The sequence below is a fragment of the Nonomuraea sediminis genome, from assembly GCF_018531495.1.
Classification (GTDB): domain Bacteria; phylum Actinomycetota; class Actinomycetes; order Streptosporangiales; family Streptosporangiaceae; genus Nonomuraea; species Nonomuraea sediminis.
In genome coordinates this window covers 1,513,573-1,531,333 of sequence record NZ_JAHDTI010000001.1, presented here as the reverse complement: position 1 = coordinate 1,531,333, position 17,761 = coordinate 1,513,573, and the positions used below count along the sequence as shown (strand labels likewise).

Sequence of the window (17,761 nt, the reverse complement as noted above, 5' to 3'; positions counted from 1 at the left end):
TCGATCGACGCAAGACGGTCTTCCTGGCGTTTTCTAGCCTGGTGTCATGCTCACCATGCCCAAACACCCGGCCCTCCTGGAGGCCGAGGCGGCCCGTGCCAAGGATCGTCAGCTTCGCATCGCGGACGCCATCACCCGTTTCGCCGGATCTATGCATTTCGTCTACATTCATGCGCTGTTGTTCGCCGCGTGGATGATCTGGCTGGAGAAGAGCCCCTGGCAGACGCTGACGCTCATCGTGTCGCTGGAGGCCATCTTCCTGTCCACCTTCGTGATGATCGGCCAGAACCGGCAAGCCGAGTTCGCCCGGCGCAAGGCCGACCACGACTACCAGGCCCAAGAGCTCGAGCTCCACCACAACACCGAGGTCACCGAGGCCATCCACCAGCTCACTTCGGAGATCCATGCCGCGATAACCCGGTCGGACCATCGCGGCTGAGATCATCGACGGCCCGATCGTCCGCGCCAAGCTGGACGCCTGACCCTTGTGATCTGTTCACCGTCATGAGCGATCACTGAGAGCGTAGGTAGGCGTCGATCAGGGCGAAGGTGGCTTCCGGCTGTTCCAGTTGCGGCAGGTGGCCCGCTTCGGGGATGACCTCGAGGCGGCCGTTGGCGAAGGCGGCGGCGTAGACGGCGCCGTAGGCAGGGGTGACGATGCGGTCGCTCTCGCCCCACAGCAGGAGGGCGGGGAGGTCCACGCGCTGCAGGCGGCGCAGCAGCTTGGGGTCGTGCATGTACGGCTCGCCCGCGAGCACGCGCATGGTGGCCATGTTGCCCTGCTGGATGGCGAGCTGGTCGGCGGACATGGCGGCCGGGTCGCGGTAGTAGCGAGCCGAGTCGTGCCAGGCGTACTCGGCGACGCCGCGGGCGTCGAGCGCGAAGAAGTCGGTGATGGGCTCGGTCTCGACACGCACGCCGACGGCGTCGATCAGGACGAGGCCGGTGATGATGCCGGCGGTGTCGCGGACGGACATCTCGGCGGCGATCCAGCCGCCGAGCGAGGAACCGATGACCAGCACGTCGCGAAGGCGGAGGTCGTGCAGGCGGTGCAGGTAGGCGAGGGCGAGATCGTCGATGCCGGTCAGCCAGTCGGGGCGGTGGGTGCCGTCCCAGCCGGGGTGGGTCGGGGTGAGGATGTGCGCGGTGCGGGCGAGGTGGGCCGCGAGGCCGGCGACGGTGGCAGGTCCGCCGCCGCCGTGCAGGATCAGGACGGGTCTGCCCGTTCCGGCCTCGGAGAGGGAGAGGTATGGGGTTGTCGGCATGCCGTACACGCTAACTAAGCTTGTTTATATAAACAAGCTTAGTTTGGTCTATGCTGGGTGCATGCCCGATGAACTGCAAGTCCTGGGAAGAGCGGTCAAACAGGTTCAGTACCGGCAGCACCGGGCGCTCGACAGCCGGCTCGCGGCGGTCGGCACCACGCTGGCTCAGTGGGACGCGCTGCGGGCGATCAGCCGCTCGCCCGGGGCCTCGGCGCGTGCGCTGGCCGAGGCGACGTTCCAGAGCGAGCAGGCGTTCGGCACGCTCGCCGGGCGGTTGACCGCCCTCGGGCTGATCGAACGCCGCCCGGGGAACGGCCGGCGTATCGAGCACTACCTGACGCCCTCCGGCGAGCAGATCCTGGTGGCAGGACACCGGGTCGCCGACGAGGTGCTCACCGACTGCTATGCCCCGCTGTCGGCTGCCGACCGCGCCGCCCTGCTCGGTCTGCTGCGACGCGTCATCGGCGAGGAGGGCGAATAGGTTCGACCACAGCCTCCCTGAAGACTTCACGGCAGGCTTTCCGAGGTGAGCAGGTCGGTGGCGCGCAGAGCACGCTGGTGCTGCTTTCGCCAGATCGATCTGCGTAATCGGCACCCCGGAGGCCACACTGGGTCCATGGAATACGTCGGCCGGGTGCCCGCCCCGCCGCTCGACCGGTTCATCGACGACATCTACTGCCTGACCGGGGTGCCGCGCCACCGCCGGATGAACGTCCCGCCGATGCCGTCGGCGCACCTGTTCGTCAACCTGGGCGAACCCGCCCGCCTGTGGGATTCCGACCCTTCGGTGCCGCCGGAGCTGTTCACCGATGGGTGGTTCATGGGTGTATGGACCAGGCGTTTTCTCGTCGAGTACCCCGCCCGGGTGCGGCTCGTCGGGGTGCACTTCAAGCCTTGGGGGATGTCGCCGTTCGTCGACATGCCGTTGACTGAGCTGCGCGACCGATGGGTGCCGGTCGACGCCGTCTGGCAGCGGTCTGTGGACCGGATTCGCAACCAGGTCGGCGACCTCGCATCGGCCACCGAGACACTGCGGGTACTGGAGGAGGAACTGCGATCGCGACTTTCCTGGGCATCGTCGCGTGGTCTCGACCTGGTCCGGCACGCAGGTGGGCGTTTGGAGACCTCCCACGGCGCGGTCCCGGTCGGTGCGCTGACCGATGCCGCCGGGGTGAGCGGCAATCACCTGGCCGCGCAGTTCAAGTCTCATGTCGGGGTCACTCCGAAGCGGGTGGCGCGGATCTACCGCTTCGCGCAGCTGATCGTGTCCGTAGACGCCCGCCGTCCGGTCGACTGGTCGCAGCTCGCCCAAACGGCGGGCTACTTCGACCAGGCCCACTTCAGCAGGGAGTTCAAGGACTTCACCGGCCACACCCCGACGGAATACCTGGCCCTGCGGCGCCGATTCCCCGCCGAGCGGGGGTTCCCGCCGGACAGCGGTCCGATGCCCGCTGATTGATTTTTTACAAGCCCAGGCACCCTGCGGGGCGACAGGATCGGAGGCGAACGCACGAGGAGCATCGAGGAGAACCTGTGGGCACGGTAATCATGCACAACGTGGTGTCGGTGGACGGTTTCATCGCCGACAAGAACGACGACGTCGGGCCACTGCACGATTGGTACTTCAACGGGGACACCCCGATCACCGAAGGCGACCATTCCGGAGCTGGAAGCCGCTTCAAGGTCTCACGCGCATCGGCGGAGTACGTCCGGCCGATGTGGGCGGCGATCGGCGTGATCGTGATGGGCCGCAACCTGTTCGACCTGGTGAACGGCTGGGAGGGGCGGCCGCCCGCGGGCGACCACGTGGTCGTGGTGTCCCACCGGCCCAAGCCCGAGGGCTGGCACCCCGAGGCTTCGTGCCATTTCGTCGATGGCGTGACAGCCGCGATCGACAAGGCCCAGGAGCTCGCCGGGGATCGAACCGTCGCTGTGAACGCCGGCGACGTGGGCAGCCAGATCCTCGCGGCCGGCCTCGTGGACGAGGTGGCGATGGACGTGGTGCCGGTGGTGTTCGGGTCAGGCAAACGCTACTTCGGCGGCATCGACGGGCAGCTTCTCCTCGAGCATCCCCACGTGGTCATCCAGGGCGACGGGGTGCTGCACCTGAGGTTCAAGGTACGCCGCTAGCCCCCAATGGCTGCGGAGATTCGCTCAAGATCGTGAAGCGGGTCCCTGGGCGAGGGGCGTCGAATGGCAATAGCGCGCAGTGACACAGCGGTCAGGGCCGGACTGCGCCGAGGAGCCGGCCGCGCCAGTAGCCGTCGAGAGTGCTCACCTTCACCACGTCGCCGGTCTGCGGCGAGTGGATCATCTTGCCGTCTCCGACGTACATCCCCATGTGGCCGAGGCCCTTGCTGAAGAGCAGGTCTCCTGGCTGGAGCGCGTTCAGCGGCACGCGCCGCTGCGCGCCCCAGGCCCACTGCTGGTAGGTCGTGCGGGGGAGTTCGACGCCGCCCAGGCGCCAGGCCGCCTGGGTGAAGCCGGAGCAGTCGAAGGAGTTCGGCCCGGTGCCGCCCCACTGGTACGGCTTGCCGATCTGGGCGAAGGCGAACTGCAGCGCGAGTCGGGTGTTGCCGGAGGCGGACCCGGTGTACTCGACGCCCTTGCTGTCGGGGTCGCCCGGGTTGTAAGCGCCGAGCCTGCGCAGGAGCTCGACCTGCTGACTGACTAATTGCTCGACCTTCTTCTTCTCGTCGCTCACCGCGTCGCGGGCGCGGTCGGCCTCGCCCAGTGCGGCCTTGGCCTTGGCGAAGCGCTGGCGCAGGTCCCGGGTGGTGTCCTCGTAGGCCTGCAGCCGCTGCTGCTTCACCCGCGCCATCAGCTCCACGGAGGCCATGCTGCCCAGCGTCGCCTCGGGGGAGCTCTGCGCCATGAGGCCGCCCCAGCCCGTCGGGTCACCGTACTGGTAGCTGTTGAGCGCCATCCTGACGAGGTCGCCCCGCAGGGCCTCGGCCGTGGCCCCCGTCCGGGTCACGTCGGCGTTGAGCTCGCCGTACTTCTTCTTCGCCGCTTTATAGCGCTCGCCGGCCTGGTTGTAGCGCTCGACCACCGCGTCGGCTCGCTCGTTGAGCTTGCGCAGCTTGGCCTTGGCCTGAGCGATCGTCGGCTTGGGCTCGGCGGCGACGACCCCGCCGGGGAAGGCCGACAGAGTGATGGCGAGCGTCCACGCCAGCACTACGATTCATCCTCGTACATGGGGCGTCATGCTATCCCGAATCGCCCGGTTAAATGCGTACTATCCGAGATAGGGGGATCACCTCTTGGGTCCTCAACGTGAGCGTCCGCGCGGTCGACTTCTTCAGGCTGAGGTACGGCGCGGCCGTGCGTCGGCGTGCTGCCGCCACCTCAGACTGTGGCGATGGCCTATGTGCACGCCGACGTTCACGATGCCGCCGAAGACCATGGAGTCGGGTCAGGTGCCATGGGCGCGGCTGTGGTCTCGGCGCCCATGGCGACCTGTGTCGACTTCCCCTCGGGATTGGCCGACCGCAGCATCGGCATAACCTGTGGCCGGCCGCTTTACCCACTACATCTGAGTCTCCGCCCGTCCGCGGGACATCGAGCGTGATCCTGCACGGCCCGTGGTGGACAGTTGACCGATGCCCGACCATCAGCGTCCCGCGAGATAGCAAGGCTCGTAAACGGGGCGCCCCTCTACACCCCCTGCCGGGCCCCTGGCCGGCGAGGGCGGCACCCCGCCGACCGGCTCCTCCCGACGGGTACCTCGACACCGGGATCGGGGCCCGGCCGGGCAGGGCCGTACCCACGGGCCGGGCGTGTCGCGAACCAAGATCTTCCCCGCTATCGGCGTGGGGGGAATAGTGTGAGGCAGTGGACCGACGAATCTTCGGCCTGGAGAACGAGTACGGCGTCACATGCACCTTCCGAGGCCAGCGCAGGCTGTCCCCGGACGAGGTGGCGCGCTACCTGTTCCGGAAGGTCGTGTCCTGGGGCCGATCGAGCAACGTGTTCCTGCCCAACGGCGCCCGCCTGTACCTGGACGTGGGCAGCCATCCCGAGTACGCCACCCCCGAGTGTGACAGCGTCGTGGAGCTGGTCACCCACGACAAGGCCGGCGAGCGCATCGTCGAGGGACTGCTCGTCGACGCCGAGAAGCGGCTCCGCGAGGAGGGCATCGCCGGCGACATCTACCTGTTCAAGAACAACACCGACTCGGCCGGTAACTCCTACGGCTGCCACGAGAACTACTGTGTGGGCCGGCACAGGGAGTTCGGGCAGCTGGCCGACGTGCTGATCCCGTTCCTGGTCACCCGGCAGATCATCTGCGGCGCGGGCAAGGTGCTGCAGACCCCGCGCGGGGCGGTGTACTGCGTGTCGCAGCGCGCCGAGCACATCTGGGAGGGCGTGTCGTCGGCGACGACCCGGTCCCGCCCGATCATCAACACCCGCGATGAGCCGCACGGCGACGCCGAGCGGTTCCGGCGCCTGCACGTCATCGTCGGTGACTCCAACATGAGCGAGACCACGATGCTGCTCAAGGTGGGCGCGACCGACCTGGTGCTGCGCATGGTCGAGGCGGGCATCGTGATGCGCGACCTGAGCCTGGAGAACCCGATCCGGGCGATCCGCGAGGTCTCCCACGACATGACCGGGCGGCGGCGGGTCCGGCTGGCCAACGGACGTGAGGCGTCCTCGCTGGAGATCCAGCAGGAGTACCTGGGCAAGGCCAAGGACTTCGTGGACCGGCGGGGCGGCGACGCGACCGCCCGGCGGGTGCTGGAGCTGTGGGAGCGCACGCTGCGGGCGGTGGAGACCGGCGATCTGGACATGGTGTCCCGGGAGATCGACTGGGTCACCAAGTACCAGCTCATCGAGCGGTACCGGAAGAAGTACGACCTGCCGCTGTCTTCGCCCCGAGTGGCCCAGCTCGACCTGGCGTATCACGACGTGCACCGCAAGCGCGGCCTGTTCTACCTGCTGCAGCGGCGCGGCGCGGTGGAGCGGGTGGCGTCCGACATCCGGATCTTCGAGGCCAAGTCGGTGCCGCCGCAGACCACCCGGGCACGGCTGCGCGGCGAGTTCATCCGCAAGGCGCAGGAGAAGCGGCGCGACTTCACCGTGGACTGGGTGCACCTGAAGCTCAACGATCAGGCGCAGCGCACCGTGCTGTGCAAGGACCCGTTCCGCAGCGTCGACGAGCGGGTGGACAAGCTGATCGCCGGCATGTGACCGAGCAGAGCGAGGGAACCGATAAGCACAGCACCTTCCTCTACCTGGGGGTCAAACAAGACGACAACGGTGCCACCTTCATCATCGCCAACGCCCCCGCCCGACTGGTTCGGCCGACCCGGCCGTCTCCACCGAGGTGACCACCCGCACGATCGGCTCCTGGGCACCGGTACTTGGAGGCGGGACGCCGACAACCAGTTCCGAGATCGGGCGCGGGGGACCGGCGTGTTCATGACCTTGCTCATCGTCGCGGAGGTGGGCGGATTCATGGTCCTGCTAGCTGGGTTCCTTCGCGCTCAGCTCGGTTGAAGCCGTCCAGCGAGTCGACGGCCTGGGCTCCCCTCGCGGTGGAGCTCGAGGTCGACCGTCACGGCTTTGTGTCGTCGTCGGGCGGGGAGTATGCCGCCAATGGCGGGCTGCTTGACCGGGCTGAGCGGACACTAGTTGGAGCGGGGCCTGAGCAGGTCCTCGACAAGGGTGTCCACCAGATCGCGGGGGATACTCGATCCGGTCAGGGCGCAGTACAGGAGCGGGCCGACAAGAGCGTCGATCGTTGCGTCGGGGCCGAGGCTGGGTGAGATCTCGCCGGCGTCGATCGCGCGTACGAGCAGGTCGCGTTCTTGGTCGCGGCGTGGACCGAGATAGCGCGTTTGAAAGCTTGTGGCAGTGCCGGGATCGTGCTGCGCCTCGGCGATGAGTGCGAGCAGGACCTTGCCGGCGGGGTCGCTGGTGAGGAATCGCGCGAAGTCGTGCAGGTAGCCACGGATGGTCTCTGCCGTGGGCTTCTCCGTCGGGACGGGAAAGAGTTTGTTGCTGTCTTCGATGAGCGTGTCGAGGAGGATCTCGACCTTCGAGGGCCACCAGCGGTAGATCGTCTGCTTGGCGACGCCGGCGCGACGCGCGATCGCCTCGATGGTCAGGGTGCCGAAGCCGTGCTCGACGAGCAGATCGTCCGCGGCATGAAGCACGGCTAGGCGTGCGGACTCGTCGCGCCGGGGGCCGGAGCGCGCTCTGCGGGGTTGAGAGTTCGCGGCGGGCATGCGAGCACGATACCCGTCGGCATGCTTCATATAGTCTAGACGCAACGTCACGTCTAGACTAGTTTTCCCTATGCGAAGGAGTGAATGTGTCCGCCACGTCCAACCGCCAAGCACTCATCATCGGAGCCTCTCGAGGGTTGGGGCTCGTCCTCGCCGGCGAGCTCGTTCGACGCGGCTGGCGAGTCATCGCCACGACGCGCCAGAGCGGCGGTGAGCTGCAAGCGAATGCCGATGCCTGGAAAGGACAGCTCAGAGTCGAATCGTTGGAGATGACAAGCTTCGAACAGCTGGCGGCTCTGCGTGAACGCCTGGCCGGATGTCGGCTCGATCTACTCTTCGTCAACGCTGCGATCGACCGAGGCGATCTGCCGATCGACGAGGTCCCGACCGACATGTTCACCGAAGTGATGATCACTAACGCATTGAGCCCGTTGCGTGCCCTTGAGGCCCTCCGCGGACTCGTCGCGCCCGGCGGAACCGTCGCCGTCATGTCATCCGAGCAGGGCAGCATCTCGCGAAACACCGAGCCCGGCTATGAGCTCTACAAAGCCAGCAAGGCCGCGCTCAACCAGATGATGCGTAGTTACGCCACCCGCCATGCCGACGACGGACAGACCAAGCTGCTCATCGACCCCGGCCACAACCAGACCCAGCTCGGCGGACCCGACGCGCCCCTCAACCCCCAGGAGAGCATCCCGGCCGTCGTCGACATCCTCGAGGCGCAGGCTGGCGCCCCCGGCCTGCAGTTCCTGGATCGCCACGGCGAGATCGTCCCGTGGTAGATCTTCCCCATCGAGTGCGTGCGCTTCGATCGACCAGCGCACCCTGTAGACGCCCCCGGGCGAGTGCGACAACGAGCTGAGAAGCTTGTCGGTCACCACCGGGTCCGTGCCTGATTGCGCTGCCCGCGTGAACATGGCGCGGGCCCGATGGATGGCGGGTTGGCGGTGCTCAGGCCGGTAGCGCGTAGATGACGAGATTGTCTCGATAGTGGCGGGTAGTGCGGTCGAACGGACCCGCGCAGGTGATGAGTACCAGGCAAGCAGGGCCGGTCTGCGCAAACACCTGCGCGGGCACGCGATCCTTGCGGTAAAGGCGGCGGGCGACGGTCCGGTATTTACGTGATTGTCCGTCAGCCAAACGCACGTACACCTCGTCCCCGACTTCTACGTGCGCCAGCCGGAAGAAGGCGCCGGGCCCGTATGCGGCGGTGTCCACATGACCGACGATCACCACTCTCCCCGCTGCCGATCCCGGGCGCGCACCTCCGCTCCACCAGCCCAGCTGGTCCGGGCGCGATGGCACGCGCAACGTCCCGTTCGCGTCAACCCCCACGGGGCGGATAGCGGCATCGACATGCTGTGCAGGGATATGCAGGCGTACGGGCCGGATCCCGTCACCGACAGCTGGTGCCGGCAGGGAGACGGCAGGGGGGACGAGCCCGGTGTTCACCGAAGGGGAGGGCGCAACCTCCAGGCGGCCGGTGAGGACCGCGGCCCCGGCCAGGGCGAGCGCCGTGCCGAGCAGTACGATCACGGCGCTCGCGGCCTTCAGCGTCGCCGCCACCTGGGGCGGATCCAGATTGCGAGTCCGGCCAGGGCGAGAAGCAGGCCGGCGGCGAGCGCTCCGTAGCCGAAGCCCCGCGATCGCGCCATCACGTCGTCCCACGCCTGGCCGCCATCTCCGGCCGGAACCGCACGTGGCATCCCGAGCTTCGGTTGGGCCGCGAGCAACATGTCCAGGTGTCCTTGGATGATCGGCGCGCTGGACTTGGCGGCCTGTTTGGCCGCCGGCGCCGTGCCGGCCTGGAGCTCCTGCTGCCCCATCTTCAGCGCCATCCGGTGGCCCTCGATCATCGCAGCGACCCAGGCCTGGTCGAACGCCGAACCAGACAGCGCGGCCAGTTTCGCTGCCGCCGCCATGTGCTGCGCGGACGGCTCGGCGGGCAACGACACCTGCAGGCGTTGCGCGGTCTCCTTCACTGCGGCGTCGAGCTTGGTGTGGTCGGCGATGAGCCTGGCTCCGATCGAGCGGACGACGGCTGCCTCCCCTTTTTCCTGCGCGATCTTGCCGAGGGCGATCTCGGCAAGGTTGCCCTGATGGGCTTGCCTCAGGAATTGACTGTCCTGCTCCGACACCTCAGCCGCTGCTGCCATGGGCGCTCCGCCGGCCATGGCCATCACGACAAGCGCGGCACCCCCCACAAAAGAGGCGCATCGAGAACGTAGCGACATCACTACCTCCGAGAAGGGCGAATCGGACAGATTGCTCAAGCTCACCGATTCCCTGCCAAGAGGCACCACATGTGCACCAACGTGAGGAGACTAACTAAAAGTGACCGTTCGATTACGATACGCCAGCAGGTTGGTCGCCGCCCTGGACCGTGTTCCCTCGACCGGCCCGAGGAACGCTCCGTTGAACCCCCACGTCGCGGTCTGCATGCTCGGGAGGATCTGTGTACGGCCGGCCGCATGGTAAGCGCGAACCTCGCTGTCCTCCCTGTTGCGGTGGGATGCGGAGCGCTTCCAGGCCGAATCACACTCGCCAGGCGTCCAGGATCGCGGACGCTTCCGCGACCGCGCCCTGCCTGAGGGCGAAGATGGTGTCCCTGACCTGTGGAGGGAGTCCCAGCGACACCAGTTCCTCCAGGATGGGGGACAGGGCGGCCGGATTGAGGCTGATGAAGCTCACGGGAACGAGCGCGTCGCACAGCACCATGCCGGCGGCGTAGAAGTCGTCCGCCGGAAGCAGTTCCCCGCGCGAGCGCCGTTCGGGATGCAGGAATCCAGGCGTGCCCCAGAGCGCCGCATGGCGCATCTCGGCACTCGAGCAGCCCACCGCGACGGCACTCTCGACGTCCAGCAACCACATCCGCCCGGACGATGCGTCGATCATGAGATTCCCTGACGACAGATCGCCCAGCAGGAACCCTCGCTCGTGCACAGCTTCGACCATGCGCAGCAGGGTTTCCGCGACGGCCTTGAACCGCGGAGCCCAGCGGGCGATCCGGCCGGGCCGGCGAATGTACGGCACCAGGATGAGCTCGTTGCGCGCCCAGTACGGCCGCAGTCCTTCACCCTCGACGCGTTGCTGAACCATGAAGGTGTGCTCGCCGGCGGTGAACAGCTCGATCGCCCGAGGCACGAAAGCCAGGTCGTGCAGCGCCCGCTGGACCGTGAACTCGCGCGTCAGCAGCGTCACCGCATCGGTGGCGTACTCGCCCACGCGCATGACGTTCGTGGACGGGCGGGCCTCCTTGACGACGACAGGCATCGCCGTACGGGTGTCCGTCCCGTAGTAGACGCCGCCGGAATTGGAGAATCTGATCGCGCCCTCGATGCGATACCGGTCGCGCAGGAGCCGGTCGCCTGTCGCGACGCCGGTGACCTCTTCGAAGGGGTCTCGCACCCAAGCAGGGAGTTCGAAGTACGGCAGGCGCTCGTCGAGCACGTGCTCCCCCTCTGGCGACACCAGGAAGGTGGAATGGGTACCGTCGAGATTGACCCGCCGGGCCGGGTGGAATCCGCCGTACCTGTAGAACAGAATGCGGCTGTCCCGGTAGCGGCGATCGGAGAGGATCCTCGGACCCGTGAGCGGCGTCTGTCTGGTCCGCTGGTGGACGAGCTCGATCAGGTCCATGAATGCCGCCTCGTCCGGCGGATAGATCGTCATGAACTTGCCGGAAGAGCCGCGCGGATACCACTTCCCGTTCAGCTGCTGGTGGACGGAGGAATCTGCGGCGATCTTGAACTCGACGCCGTGCCCGACACAGCAGGGAACGATCAGTTCGAGCGCCTGCGAGACGCCGGTCTCCTCGACGGAAACGTGGATCTTGAAGCCCTGGGCGATCGGGGCCGTCCCAGCGCCGCCCACGATGGGCGGGCGCTGGGCGTGCAGCCAGATCGCATCCCGGCTCAGCGTCCATGATGGAGGCAGAAGTCCGCGCAGCCGGTCAGCGTATTCGCCTGCTGTCGTGCCGGTCACTAGAACCTGAGCGGAACAGCGGGGACTTCGTCGATTGCGCCGCAGAGGATGCTCGCGCTGCTGTGGTGGCTGCAGTTGTTCGACTGCGCGCTGCACCCCGCGGCGTCCTCGCCATCTCCTCCGTCGTCGGCCTGCAGGCGCTGCAGGCCGAGAACCTGCTCCACTCTCGCCAGCCGCTCTTCCAGCGTGCTCTGGCCGGTCGTCTCTTCGCTCATCTTCTCTCTCCTTTTCCTTCTCCTTCGATATCGAGAAACAGGCGAGGACCGGGTTGGCACAGCCGCGCCAGAAAGAGCCCGATGCCCGCCGCCCCTGTGGCGTAGTCGTGGGTGATCCGGTCCAGTGAACGCCCGGGCCAGGCCGTCCCGCCCTCTGCGGGCACCCTGAACCACAGGATCGTCTCCGCCATGTCCAGAGCCTGGTCGAGGTAGGCCTGCTCACCGGTGAAGCGATGCATGTCGAGCATGAACTCGGCGATTCCCGTGAGCCCTTCGAACAGTCCCGGGGTCACGGTGAATTTGAGACACAGGTCCTGCGCGATCCGCTCGGCCACGGCCAGATGGCGAGCCGAACCGAGCAGGTGGTGCGCGCGGATGGCCACGCTGCCGATGCCCGCGCCACCCTCGATCCAGTACGGCCGGATCAGGGCGTCGCCTTCGTATCGCTGCCAGTTCCAGCCGAGCTCGTTCTCGACCCGGTGCGCCACATCGAAATCCAGCGCCCGTACGGCGAGCTCCGCGAATTCCGCATCTCCCGTCACCGCGTGGAGCTGGAGCAGGAATAGCGCGACACCCGAGGCGCCGAATCCGAACCCGAAATGGACCTTCTCCTCACCCGCACTCCGCCAATGAGCCGAATCCCCGTCGTGCCAAGCCGTGTGCTGCAGATAGCGGCCGGCCCGCAGCGCCCACGCCAGATGCTCTTCGTCACCGGTCCTGCGGAATTGATCGATCGCGACGAGCCCCCACCCCGAAGCGCCATGAAGCAGATGAGGCTCCTCGAACAGCAAAGGCGATCGATACAGTACGGCGAGCGCACGGTCAGCGGCCTCGTCGCAGCCCAGCTCACGCAGAGTCCAGGCGATGCCGCCCAGCCCCAGGAACAGCCCCGGCGGGTAGGAACGCGTGCTGAGCGGCTGGTCGAGCAGCCACCGCACCAGCCGCTCCGGCAGCGGGCCGGCGACCGTGTTCAGGAACAGCATCGTCCCGCAGGCCCCATAGGCGACGCTGAGAGGATTGGTCAGCAGAACCCGAGGATCAGCCGCCCACAGCCGATCCCTGCGGCCGACATCCGCGCTGCCCGCGGTGTGACGGGTGGTCGACTCCAGAACGTCGCGCACCTCGGCCAACAGCCGGGCGCGAGCCCCGTCACGTCGCTCTTCCAGGAGGGTCGCCACGTACTGAATGTAGGGCGGCTCGCCAGAGCTTCCCTGAGTATCCCCTACTCAGACGACCGCGTTCCGCCGACCAATGGCGGCTTCGCCCGACCTGCTGAGCCGGATCATCTGGGATGCCGAGACGATCTGTCCGCTCGGGCGTCTGCCACGCTCAAGTCACCGTGATCCGTGGAAGGGCCCGGGATCGTGATCTCAGGAGCTGACACTTGGGGCGTCAAGCGAGGAGCAGGCGGCGCCAGGTGTCGCCCAGCCAGGTGGTGAACCGCTCCGGTGACCAGCCTCGGTCCTCTACCAGGAGGCAGTAGAACTCTGGGGAGTTGGTGGCCCAGATGATGTCGGCGATCTCGTTCAGGTCGAGGTCGGGGCGGAGCTGCCCGGTGTCGGCGAGGTCCTGGGCCAGCTCGCGCATGTTGGCCGCGCGGCGTCGTGCGATGTCCTGCCAGACCTCGCGCACTTCCGGGTGGGTCGCCGTCTGGGCGACGCGCAGCAGCGGGGCCAGCCTGCTGTGGATGTCGCCGATCGCGCGGGCGTAGATCTCCAGCTTGTGCGCCGCGTCGGGTTCGGCGCGGATGGCGCGCACGTAGTCGCGCTGCCGGGCGGGAACGACCTGGTCGGTGCCGGATATCGCGGTCTCCACCAGTTCCAGGAAGACCGCGGGTTTACGGCCGACCGTGGCGTAGACGGTGTCCAGGGCGACTCCGGCGCGCTCGGCGATGTCGTGCATCGTCGTGGCTGCGTAGCCGCGGGTGGTGAACAGCTCCTGGGCCGCGTTCAGGATGGCCCGCCGGTTGGCCTGTGCCGCCTGCTGTCGCCCGCTGGCGTCGTATCGCCTCTTGACCTGTGATGCCACGGGTCTCATGCTATCCATATCCGTCCGAAGTGGCTTCGGATGAAATGCGATGGGGAGGGTCTCATGGCACACGCGTTCACCTACGACGTTCCGATCGGGCCCGACGTGTATGCCCGCATCAAGGAAGGGCTGGGCCCCGAACCGCCCAAGGGGCTCATCGCGCACCTGGCCTACCGCGTCGAGGGCGGCCTGCGCTACGTCGATGTATGGGAGTCCAAGGCCGACTGGGACAGCTTCGTCGAGGAGCGCCTCCACCCGGTCGTCGACAGCGTCGTGACCGAGGCGCTCGGTTTCCGCCCGCCCGAGCCGCCGGTCGAGCGTCTCGAACTCATCGACGCCTGGATCGGAGAGCCAGGTTCTGGGGTCGCGTGAGTCGTCAGGCGAAGAACCGGGTCAGATGCTTGACGACGAGCTCCGGCTGCTCCTCGGGAATGTAGTGGCCGCTGTCCGGCACGAGCACCACCTCGACATCGGTGCCCTTGTCCGGCAGCACCGCCTGGAGGAGCAGGTGACCTCCCTCTCCGCCGCCCAGGCCCAGCATCGGGGCGGTCACCTTGCCGTAGGTCTTCTCATCGGCGATGTCCTGCCCGAACGCCCGGTACCAGGCGTTGCCCGCGCGGATCGCGTCCGGAGTGGAGTACGCGCGGGCGTAGATGTCGCGATCACGGTCGCTGATGGAGGCGGGATCCTCGATCAGGTAGTCGCACATCCAGTCGATCAGCTCGCGGGACCGGCCGGCGAGCAGGCGTTCCGGCAGGCCGGGCACCTGGTTGAAGGCGAACCACCACAGGAAGCGTCCCGGCCCGGCGTGGATTTCGCCGTCGACCTGCTGGCGCCCGGGCCGGGGGAGCAGGGAGTGGTTGTAGAAGCGCTCGTCAGGGTGGGCGATGTCCAGCAGGGCGATGCGCCGGATGTGGGCGGGATGGTTCGCGGCGAAGGCGTAGGCGACCATGCCGCCGATGTCGTGGCCGGCGATGTCCACCCGGTCGTGCCCCAGCCGGCGCACGAGCCCGAGGATGTCGGCGGCCATCGTCTTCTTGTCGTACCCGGAGGAGGGCTTGTCCGAGCCGCCCATGCCGCGCAGATCGACGGCGATCACCTGGTGGCGTTCGGCGAGAGGCGGCATGATCTTGTGGAACTGCCACCACGTCTGCGGCCATCCACCCAGCAGGAGCAAGGGCTCGCCATGCCCGCCGGTCACATAGTGCAGACGGGTCCCGTTGACGTCGGCGTGACTGCTGACGAATCCACCATCAAGCGAGCGTGCCAACTCAGCGTCGGACAGCACTTCACTCACGATGACGTCTCCTTCGGGCGTGGTGCCGGATGATCCGTTGATAGACGGGCCAGGTTGGACAGAAAACAGGGTCCCGCAGTAAGAGGGCCCGCCGCGTGTGGTGGGTCCAAGGTTCAGGCCCGCGTCGTGCCCCCAGGCCCAAGGAGGAACTGCACGAATCGCCATCGATCTCACAGCCCAGTGGCTCCCAACCACGAGCTGAGCAGTTCGACGTCCCCGGTCACGATGAAGCGCCCCGCATCGCTGGGCCGGAGCCGCCCGTACGTCAGCAGCAGCAGATCGCCGCAGGCCCCGCGTACGGTGACCGTCGCCTGAGCGGCACCGCGATCGGTTTGCCAGGCGCAGCCGTCCCCGAGCTTGATCAGCCACCCGTCATCGGTGTCGGTGGAGGAGAACCGCAGCGTCTCGCCATCGCGATCCAGCCGGCTCACAGGTTCGGCGATCCATGAGTAGTAAGGCAGGTTCTCCAGGAACTCATCGATGCCGTCGGCGGCGATGCCAGGGGCGACGCGCGGAGTGCGCCCCAGAGCGAGCTCGGCGTCGGCGAGATGGACGACCGCCTCGCACAGCAGACGGCGCGGGAAGAAGCGCACATGCCGGTCTGCCCCGTGGGTCCAGTTCGGGGCATCAGGGTCGGCGCCTCGAAGCGTGCGCAGCGACATCTCCGCGCTCCGCGCCAGCCAGGCCGGGTAAGCCGCCGTGTCCTGCGGCAGGTCGACCGGTACGTCCCGGGACCAGACGCGCTCGGTCGCGCGGTGGCTTACCAGGTGCTCCATCCATCGATGGGTGGTGCCGTGATGCTTGATCAGGTCAGCGAGCGTCCAGCCGGGGCAGGTGGGCACCGGCGTCTCCAGATCGGAGCCCGCCATCAACTCGACGAAGATCGCGTCCGTGGCCTCGACCGCATCGCAGTACTGCTCATATGTCAGACGAGCCACGAGACAGACCGCACCCTTCCCACGCTGGTCAAACAAACCCATCGGCCACTTCCGCATCCGTGGCAGCCAGCGACGCTACCCCTTGACGCCGGCGTCAAGGTCAAGTGCCGCGCAGGGGCCACGCGCCGGTCTCGCTGATGTTTCCGCCGAAGGTGAGCCGGTCAACGGTGGCGGCAAGGACGTTTTGATCGCCATCCTCCGCCTCGCGTAACTCCGTCCTGGCGAGACTTCACGCCGTACGGCTCGCGCGCGGCCCGCCCAGGTTCCACGAGATGATCTTGAAGGGAGTGATCCTGATGATCTCCCGGGAGAAGTACGGCAGGGGCGGCTCGTGGTCCGTCAACGCCACTGCAGTGCCCCGGATCTCGATGCCCCGGGGCGCCCACGGATCGATCGTCGCCAGATCGTCGACGACGAACGCGACGGTGCTGCCCTGCTGGACGTTTCTGAACTTCTTGGACGTGCCCAGCGCGTGCCCACCAATGACGATCAAGCCAGTATCGGTGTCGACGAAGAAGTTGGTGGGGTTGTTCTGGACCTGTCCGTCCGGCGAGACGGTGGCCAGCCGCCCGATGCGCTGCGTGGCCAGGTAGTCGAGTTCGGCTTGGGTGAAGATCATGCGCGTCAGTCTGGAACCTTGACGTCAATGGCAGTCAAGCCCGATCACGGTGAACCACTGCAGCTCAGTCGTCCGCAATGCCGACGCCACGATTCGCCCGGCACGGCCGCCGGTCGACCACTCGATGCGCTGAGCACGCATTCGCGCGGCCCGCACCCGGTGAGGATCACGCTCGGGATGCGCGACCCCGCGCGCGACGGCGCTCAACACGCCGCGCTCGGCGAAGCCAACCGCGAGCGCCGGCCGTGGGCATCCCGCCAGATGGCCCGCTTGCCATCGGGAGCTAGCCCATGGCGAACTTTCCGCCGAAGTCTTCGAAGGTCATGTGCAGGATCGAGCAGAGGTGGCGGAACTGCGGCGACATGTTGGCCAGATGGATCCAGCCTCTGCGGCTGAAGTCATCCAGGATGACCAGCCCGCGGCTGTCGATGAAGCGCAGCAGTTGAACATCCACGATCACCTGCTGAGTGCCCTCATGAAGCTGGGTGAGGGTGCGGCTTAGCGCCGTGTGGTTGGTCGCGTCGACCTCGCCGATCAATCGGACGGTGACGCGGTGAGGCTGCGGTCTGTGCGTGATGCGCAGTTGGCTGTCGGCATAGAGAACGGCTTCCCTCAGGCCCGCGTCGTGGTGCCGCGGCTTCACAGTGGCGCTCCGGCGGGGCAGGGGGTGCTCATGGGCGGGATGGACATTGCAACCTCCCCAGGTGCGGACGGAGAGCTCCTCCTGTCAGAATAGTCATGAAGCACCATACATGAAATACCTGTCATGAATCAGGCTTGGTAGATTAACGGCAAGGCTGTACGGATGCCGGAGGTGGACCGACGTGGACCCAGACGGACAACGCCCTTCCTGGACCTTCCTTACCCACCACGCCCGTGTCCTGGTGGAGGTCGCCCGCGACCCAGAGATCCGGGTGCGCGACATCGCGGCCACCATCGGAATCACCGAACGCGCAGCCCACCGCATCCTGAGCGACCTTCATGACGGCGGCTACCTGACCCGCACCAAGGTCGGACGGCGCAACCACTACGGGCTGAACATGGACAAGCACTTCCGCTACCCGACCGAGGCGGACCTGCCCATCCGCGTCCTCGTCGACATGTTCACCGAACGGGACGCCCCTGGCGATTCCCTGCCCGAACCGATCGATTCCCTGCACGGCCCCAGCTGAGGCCGCAGAC

The 17,761-nt window shown here is 67.3% G+C and carries 21 protein-coding genes; 8 read left to right on the top strand and 13 right to left on the bottom strand.

The genetic code is table 11. The annotated features are described in order from the left end of the window. The first annotated feature begins 46 nt into the window (after positions 1-46). Complete coding sequence (locus KIK09_RS07060; RefSeq protein WP_214317782.1) at positions 47-439, top strand: DUF1003 domain-containing protein; 393 nt, start codon at positions 47-49, stop codon at positions 437-439. 73 nt (positions 440-512) lie between these two features. On the opposite strand, the gene KIK09_RS07055 is transcribed toward KIK09_RS07060, so the two are convergent. Then, positions 513-1,265 carry an alpha/beta fold hydrolase gene (locus KIK09_RS07055; protein ID WP_214317781.1) on the bottom strand — a complete coding sequence of 251 codons (753 nt, stop codon included), beginning with the start codon at positions 1,263-1,265 and terminating at the stop codon, positions 513-515. A gap of 61 nt (positions 1,266-1,326) precedes the next feature. Here KIK09_RS07055 and KIK09_RS07050 point away from each other — a divergent pair, with 61 nt between their 5' ends. From KIK09_RS07050 to KIK09_RS07040, 3 genes are all read left to right on the top strand, one after another. After that, on the top strand, positions 1,327-1,746 hold the full coding sequence (locus KIK09_RS07050; protein WP_214317780.1) for a MarR family winged helix-turn-helix transcriptional regulator: 420 nt from the start codon (positions 1,327-1,329) through the stop codon (positions 1,744-1,746). Positions 1,747-1,881: 135 nt separating this feature from the next. After that, complete coding sequence (locus tag KIK09_RS07045) at positions 1,882-2,724, top strand: helix-turn-helix domain-containing protein (RefSeq protein ID WP_214317779.1); 843 nt, start codon at positions 1,882-1,884, stop codon at positions 2,722-2,724. 74 nt (positions 2,725-2,798) lie between these two features. Then, positions 2,799-3,395 (top strand): dihydrofolate reductase family protein, encoded by a 597-nt coding sequence (locus KIK09_RS07040; RefSeq protein WP_214317778.1) that lies wholly within the window; start codon positions 2,799-2,801, stop codon positions 3,393-3,395. 91 nt (positions 3,396-3,486) lie between these two features. Here KIK09_RS07040 and KIK09_RS07035 read toward each other — a convergent pair whose 3' ends face one another. After that, complete coding sequence (locus KIK09_RS07035) at positions 3,487-4,443, bottom strand: C40 family peptidase (protein ID WP_214317777.1); 957 nt, start codon at positions 4,441-4,443, stop codon at positions 3,487-3,489. Positions 4,444-5,099: 656 nt separating this feature from the next. On the opposite strand from KIK09_RS07035, the gene pafA reads away from it, so the two are divergent. Beyond that, positions 5,100-6,458 (top strand): Pup--protein ligase, encoded by a 1,359-nt coding sequence (gene pafA, locus KIK09_RS07030; RefSeq protein ID WP_214317776.1) that lies wholly within the window; start codon positions 5,100-5,102, stop codon positions 6,456-6,458. 440 nt (positions 6,459-6,898) lie between these two features. Here the strand turns inward: pafA and KIK09_RS07025 are convergent, their stop codons facing one another. Beyond that, the gene (locus KIK09_RS07025; RefSeq protein WP_214317775.1) at positions 6,899-7,498 is read right to left on the bottom strand and encodes a TetR/AcrR family transcriptional regulator; all 600 of its coding nucleotides are present in this window, start codon (positions 7,496-7,498) and stop codon (positions 6,899-6,901) included. A gap of 86 nt (positions 7,499-7,584) precedes the next feature. On the opposite strand from KIK09_RS07025, the gene KIK09_RS07020 reads away from it, so the two are divergent. After that, the gene (locus KIK09_RS07020; protein ID WP_214317774.1) at positions 7,585-8,280 is read left to right on the top strand and encodes an SDR family NAD(P)-dependent oxidoreductase; all 696 of its coding nucleotides are present in this window, start codon (positions 7,585-7,587) and stop codon (positions 8,278-8,280) included. A gap of 169 nt (positions 8,281-8,449) precedes the next feature. Here the strand turns inward: KIK09_RS07020 and KIK09_RS07015 are convergent, their stop codons facing one another. The 6 genes from KIK09_RS07015 to KIK09_RS06990 form a co-directional block, all read right to left on the bottom strand. Next, positions 8,450-9,064: a class F sortase gene (locus tag KIK09_RS07015; protein ID WP_214317773.1), complete on the bottom strand. Its 615-nt coding sequence runs from the start codon at positions 9,062-9,064 to the stop codon at positions 8,450-8,452. Then, positions 9,049-9,771, bottom strand: coding sequence for a DUF4142 domain-containing protein (locus tag KIK09_RS07010; RefSeq protein WP_214317772.1), 723 nt, complete (start codon positions 9,769-9,771; stop codon positions 9,049-9,051). The genes KIK09_RS07015 and KIK09_RS07010 overlap by 16 nt, the downstream gene beginning before the upstream one ends. Positions 9,772-10,033: 262 nt before the next feature. Beyond that, complete coding sequence (locus KIK09_RS57455) at positions 10,034-11,482, bottom strand: class III lanthionine synthetase LanKC N-terminal domain-containing protein (protein WP_214317771.1); 1,449 nt, start codon at positions 11,480-11,482, stop codon at positions 10,034-10,036. After that, entirely contained in the window at positions 11,482-11,697 is a 216-nt protein-coding gene (locus KIK09_RS07000; protein WP_214317770.1) for a hypothetical protein, read from the bottom strand. The genes KIK09_RS57455 and KIK09_RS07000 overlap by 1 nt, the downstream gene beginning before the upstream one ends. Beyond that, entirely contained in the window at positions 11,694-12,875 is a 1,182-nt protein-coding gene (locus tag KIK09_RS06995; protein WP_214317769.1) for a lanthionine synthetase C family protein, read from the bottom strand. Before KIK09_RS06995 ends, KIK09_RS07000 begins: the two co-directional genes overlap by 4 nt. A 214-nt stretch (positions 12,876-13,089) precedes the next feature. Then, positions 13,090-13,725: a TetR/AcrR family transcriptional regulator gene (locus KIK09_RS06990; protein WP_308163950.1), complete on the bottom strand. Its 636-nt coding sequence runs from the start codon at positions 13,723-13,725 to the stop codon at positions 13,090-13,092. Between the two features lie 63 nt (positions 13,726-13,788). Between KIK09_RS06990 and KIK09_RS06985 the strand changes: the two genes are divergently transcribed. After that, positions 13,789-14,097, top strand: a complete 309-nt coding sequence (locus KIK09_RS06985) for a hypothetical protein (RefSeq protein WP_214317767.1) — start codon at positions 13,789-13,791, stop codon at positions 14,095-14,097. Between the two features lie 4 nt (positions 14,098-14,101). Here the strand turns inward: KIK09_RS06985 and KIK09_RS06980 are convergent, their stop codons facing one another. From KIK09_RS06980 to KIK09_RS06965, 4 genes are all read right to left on the bottom strand, one after another. After that, positions 14,102-15,022: an alpha/beta fold hydrolase gene (locus KIK09_RS06980; RefSeq protein ID WP_308163949.1), complete on the bottom strand. Its 921-nt coding sequence runs from the start codon at positions 15,020-15,022 to the stop codon at positions 14,102-14,104. 170 nt (positions 15,023-15,192) lie between these two features. Beyond that, a complete protein-coding gene (locus KIK09_RS06975) occupies positions 15,193-16,002 on the bottom strand; it encodes a maleylpyruvate isomerase family mycothiol-dependent enzyme (protein ID WP_214317765.1) in 810 nt (269 codons plus the stop codon). Between the two features lie 187 nt (positions 16,003-16,189). Further along, positions 16,190-16,579, bottom strand: a complete 390-nt coding sequence (locus KIK09_RS06970) for a PPOX class F420-dependent oxidoreductase (protein ID WP_214317764.1) — start codon at positions 16,577-16,579, stop codon at positions 16,190-16,192. Between the two features lie 283 nt (positions 16,580-16,862). Further along, a complete protein-coding gene (locus KIK09_RS06965; protein ID WP_214317763.1) occupies positions 16,863-17,222 on the bottom strand; it encodes an STAS domain-containing protein in 360 nt (119 codons plus the stop codon). 181 nt (positions 17,223-17,403) lie between these two features. On the opposite strand from KIK09_RS06965, the gene KIK09_RS06960 reads away from it, so the two are divergent. After that, positions 17,404-17,751: a helix-turn-helix transcriptional regulator gene (locus KIK09_RS06960; RefSeq protein ID WP_214317762.1), complete on the top strand. Its 348-nt coding sequence runs from the start codon at positions 17,404-17,406 to the stop codon at positions 17,749-17,751. Positions 17,752-17,761 lie beyond the last annotated feature (10 nt).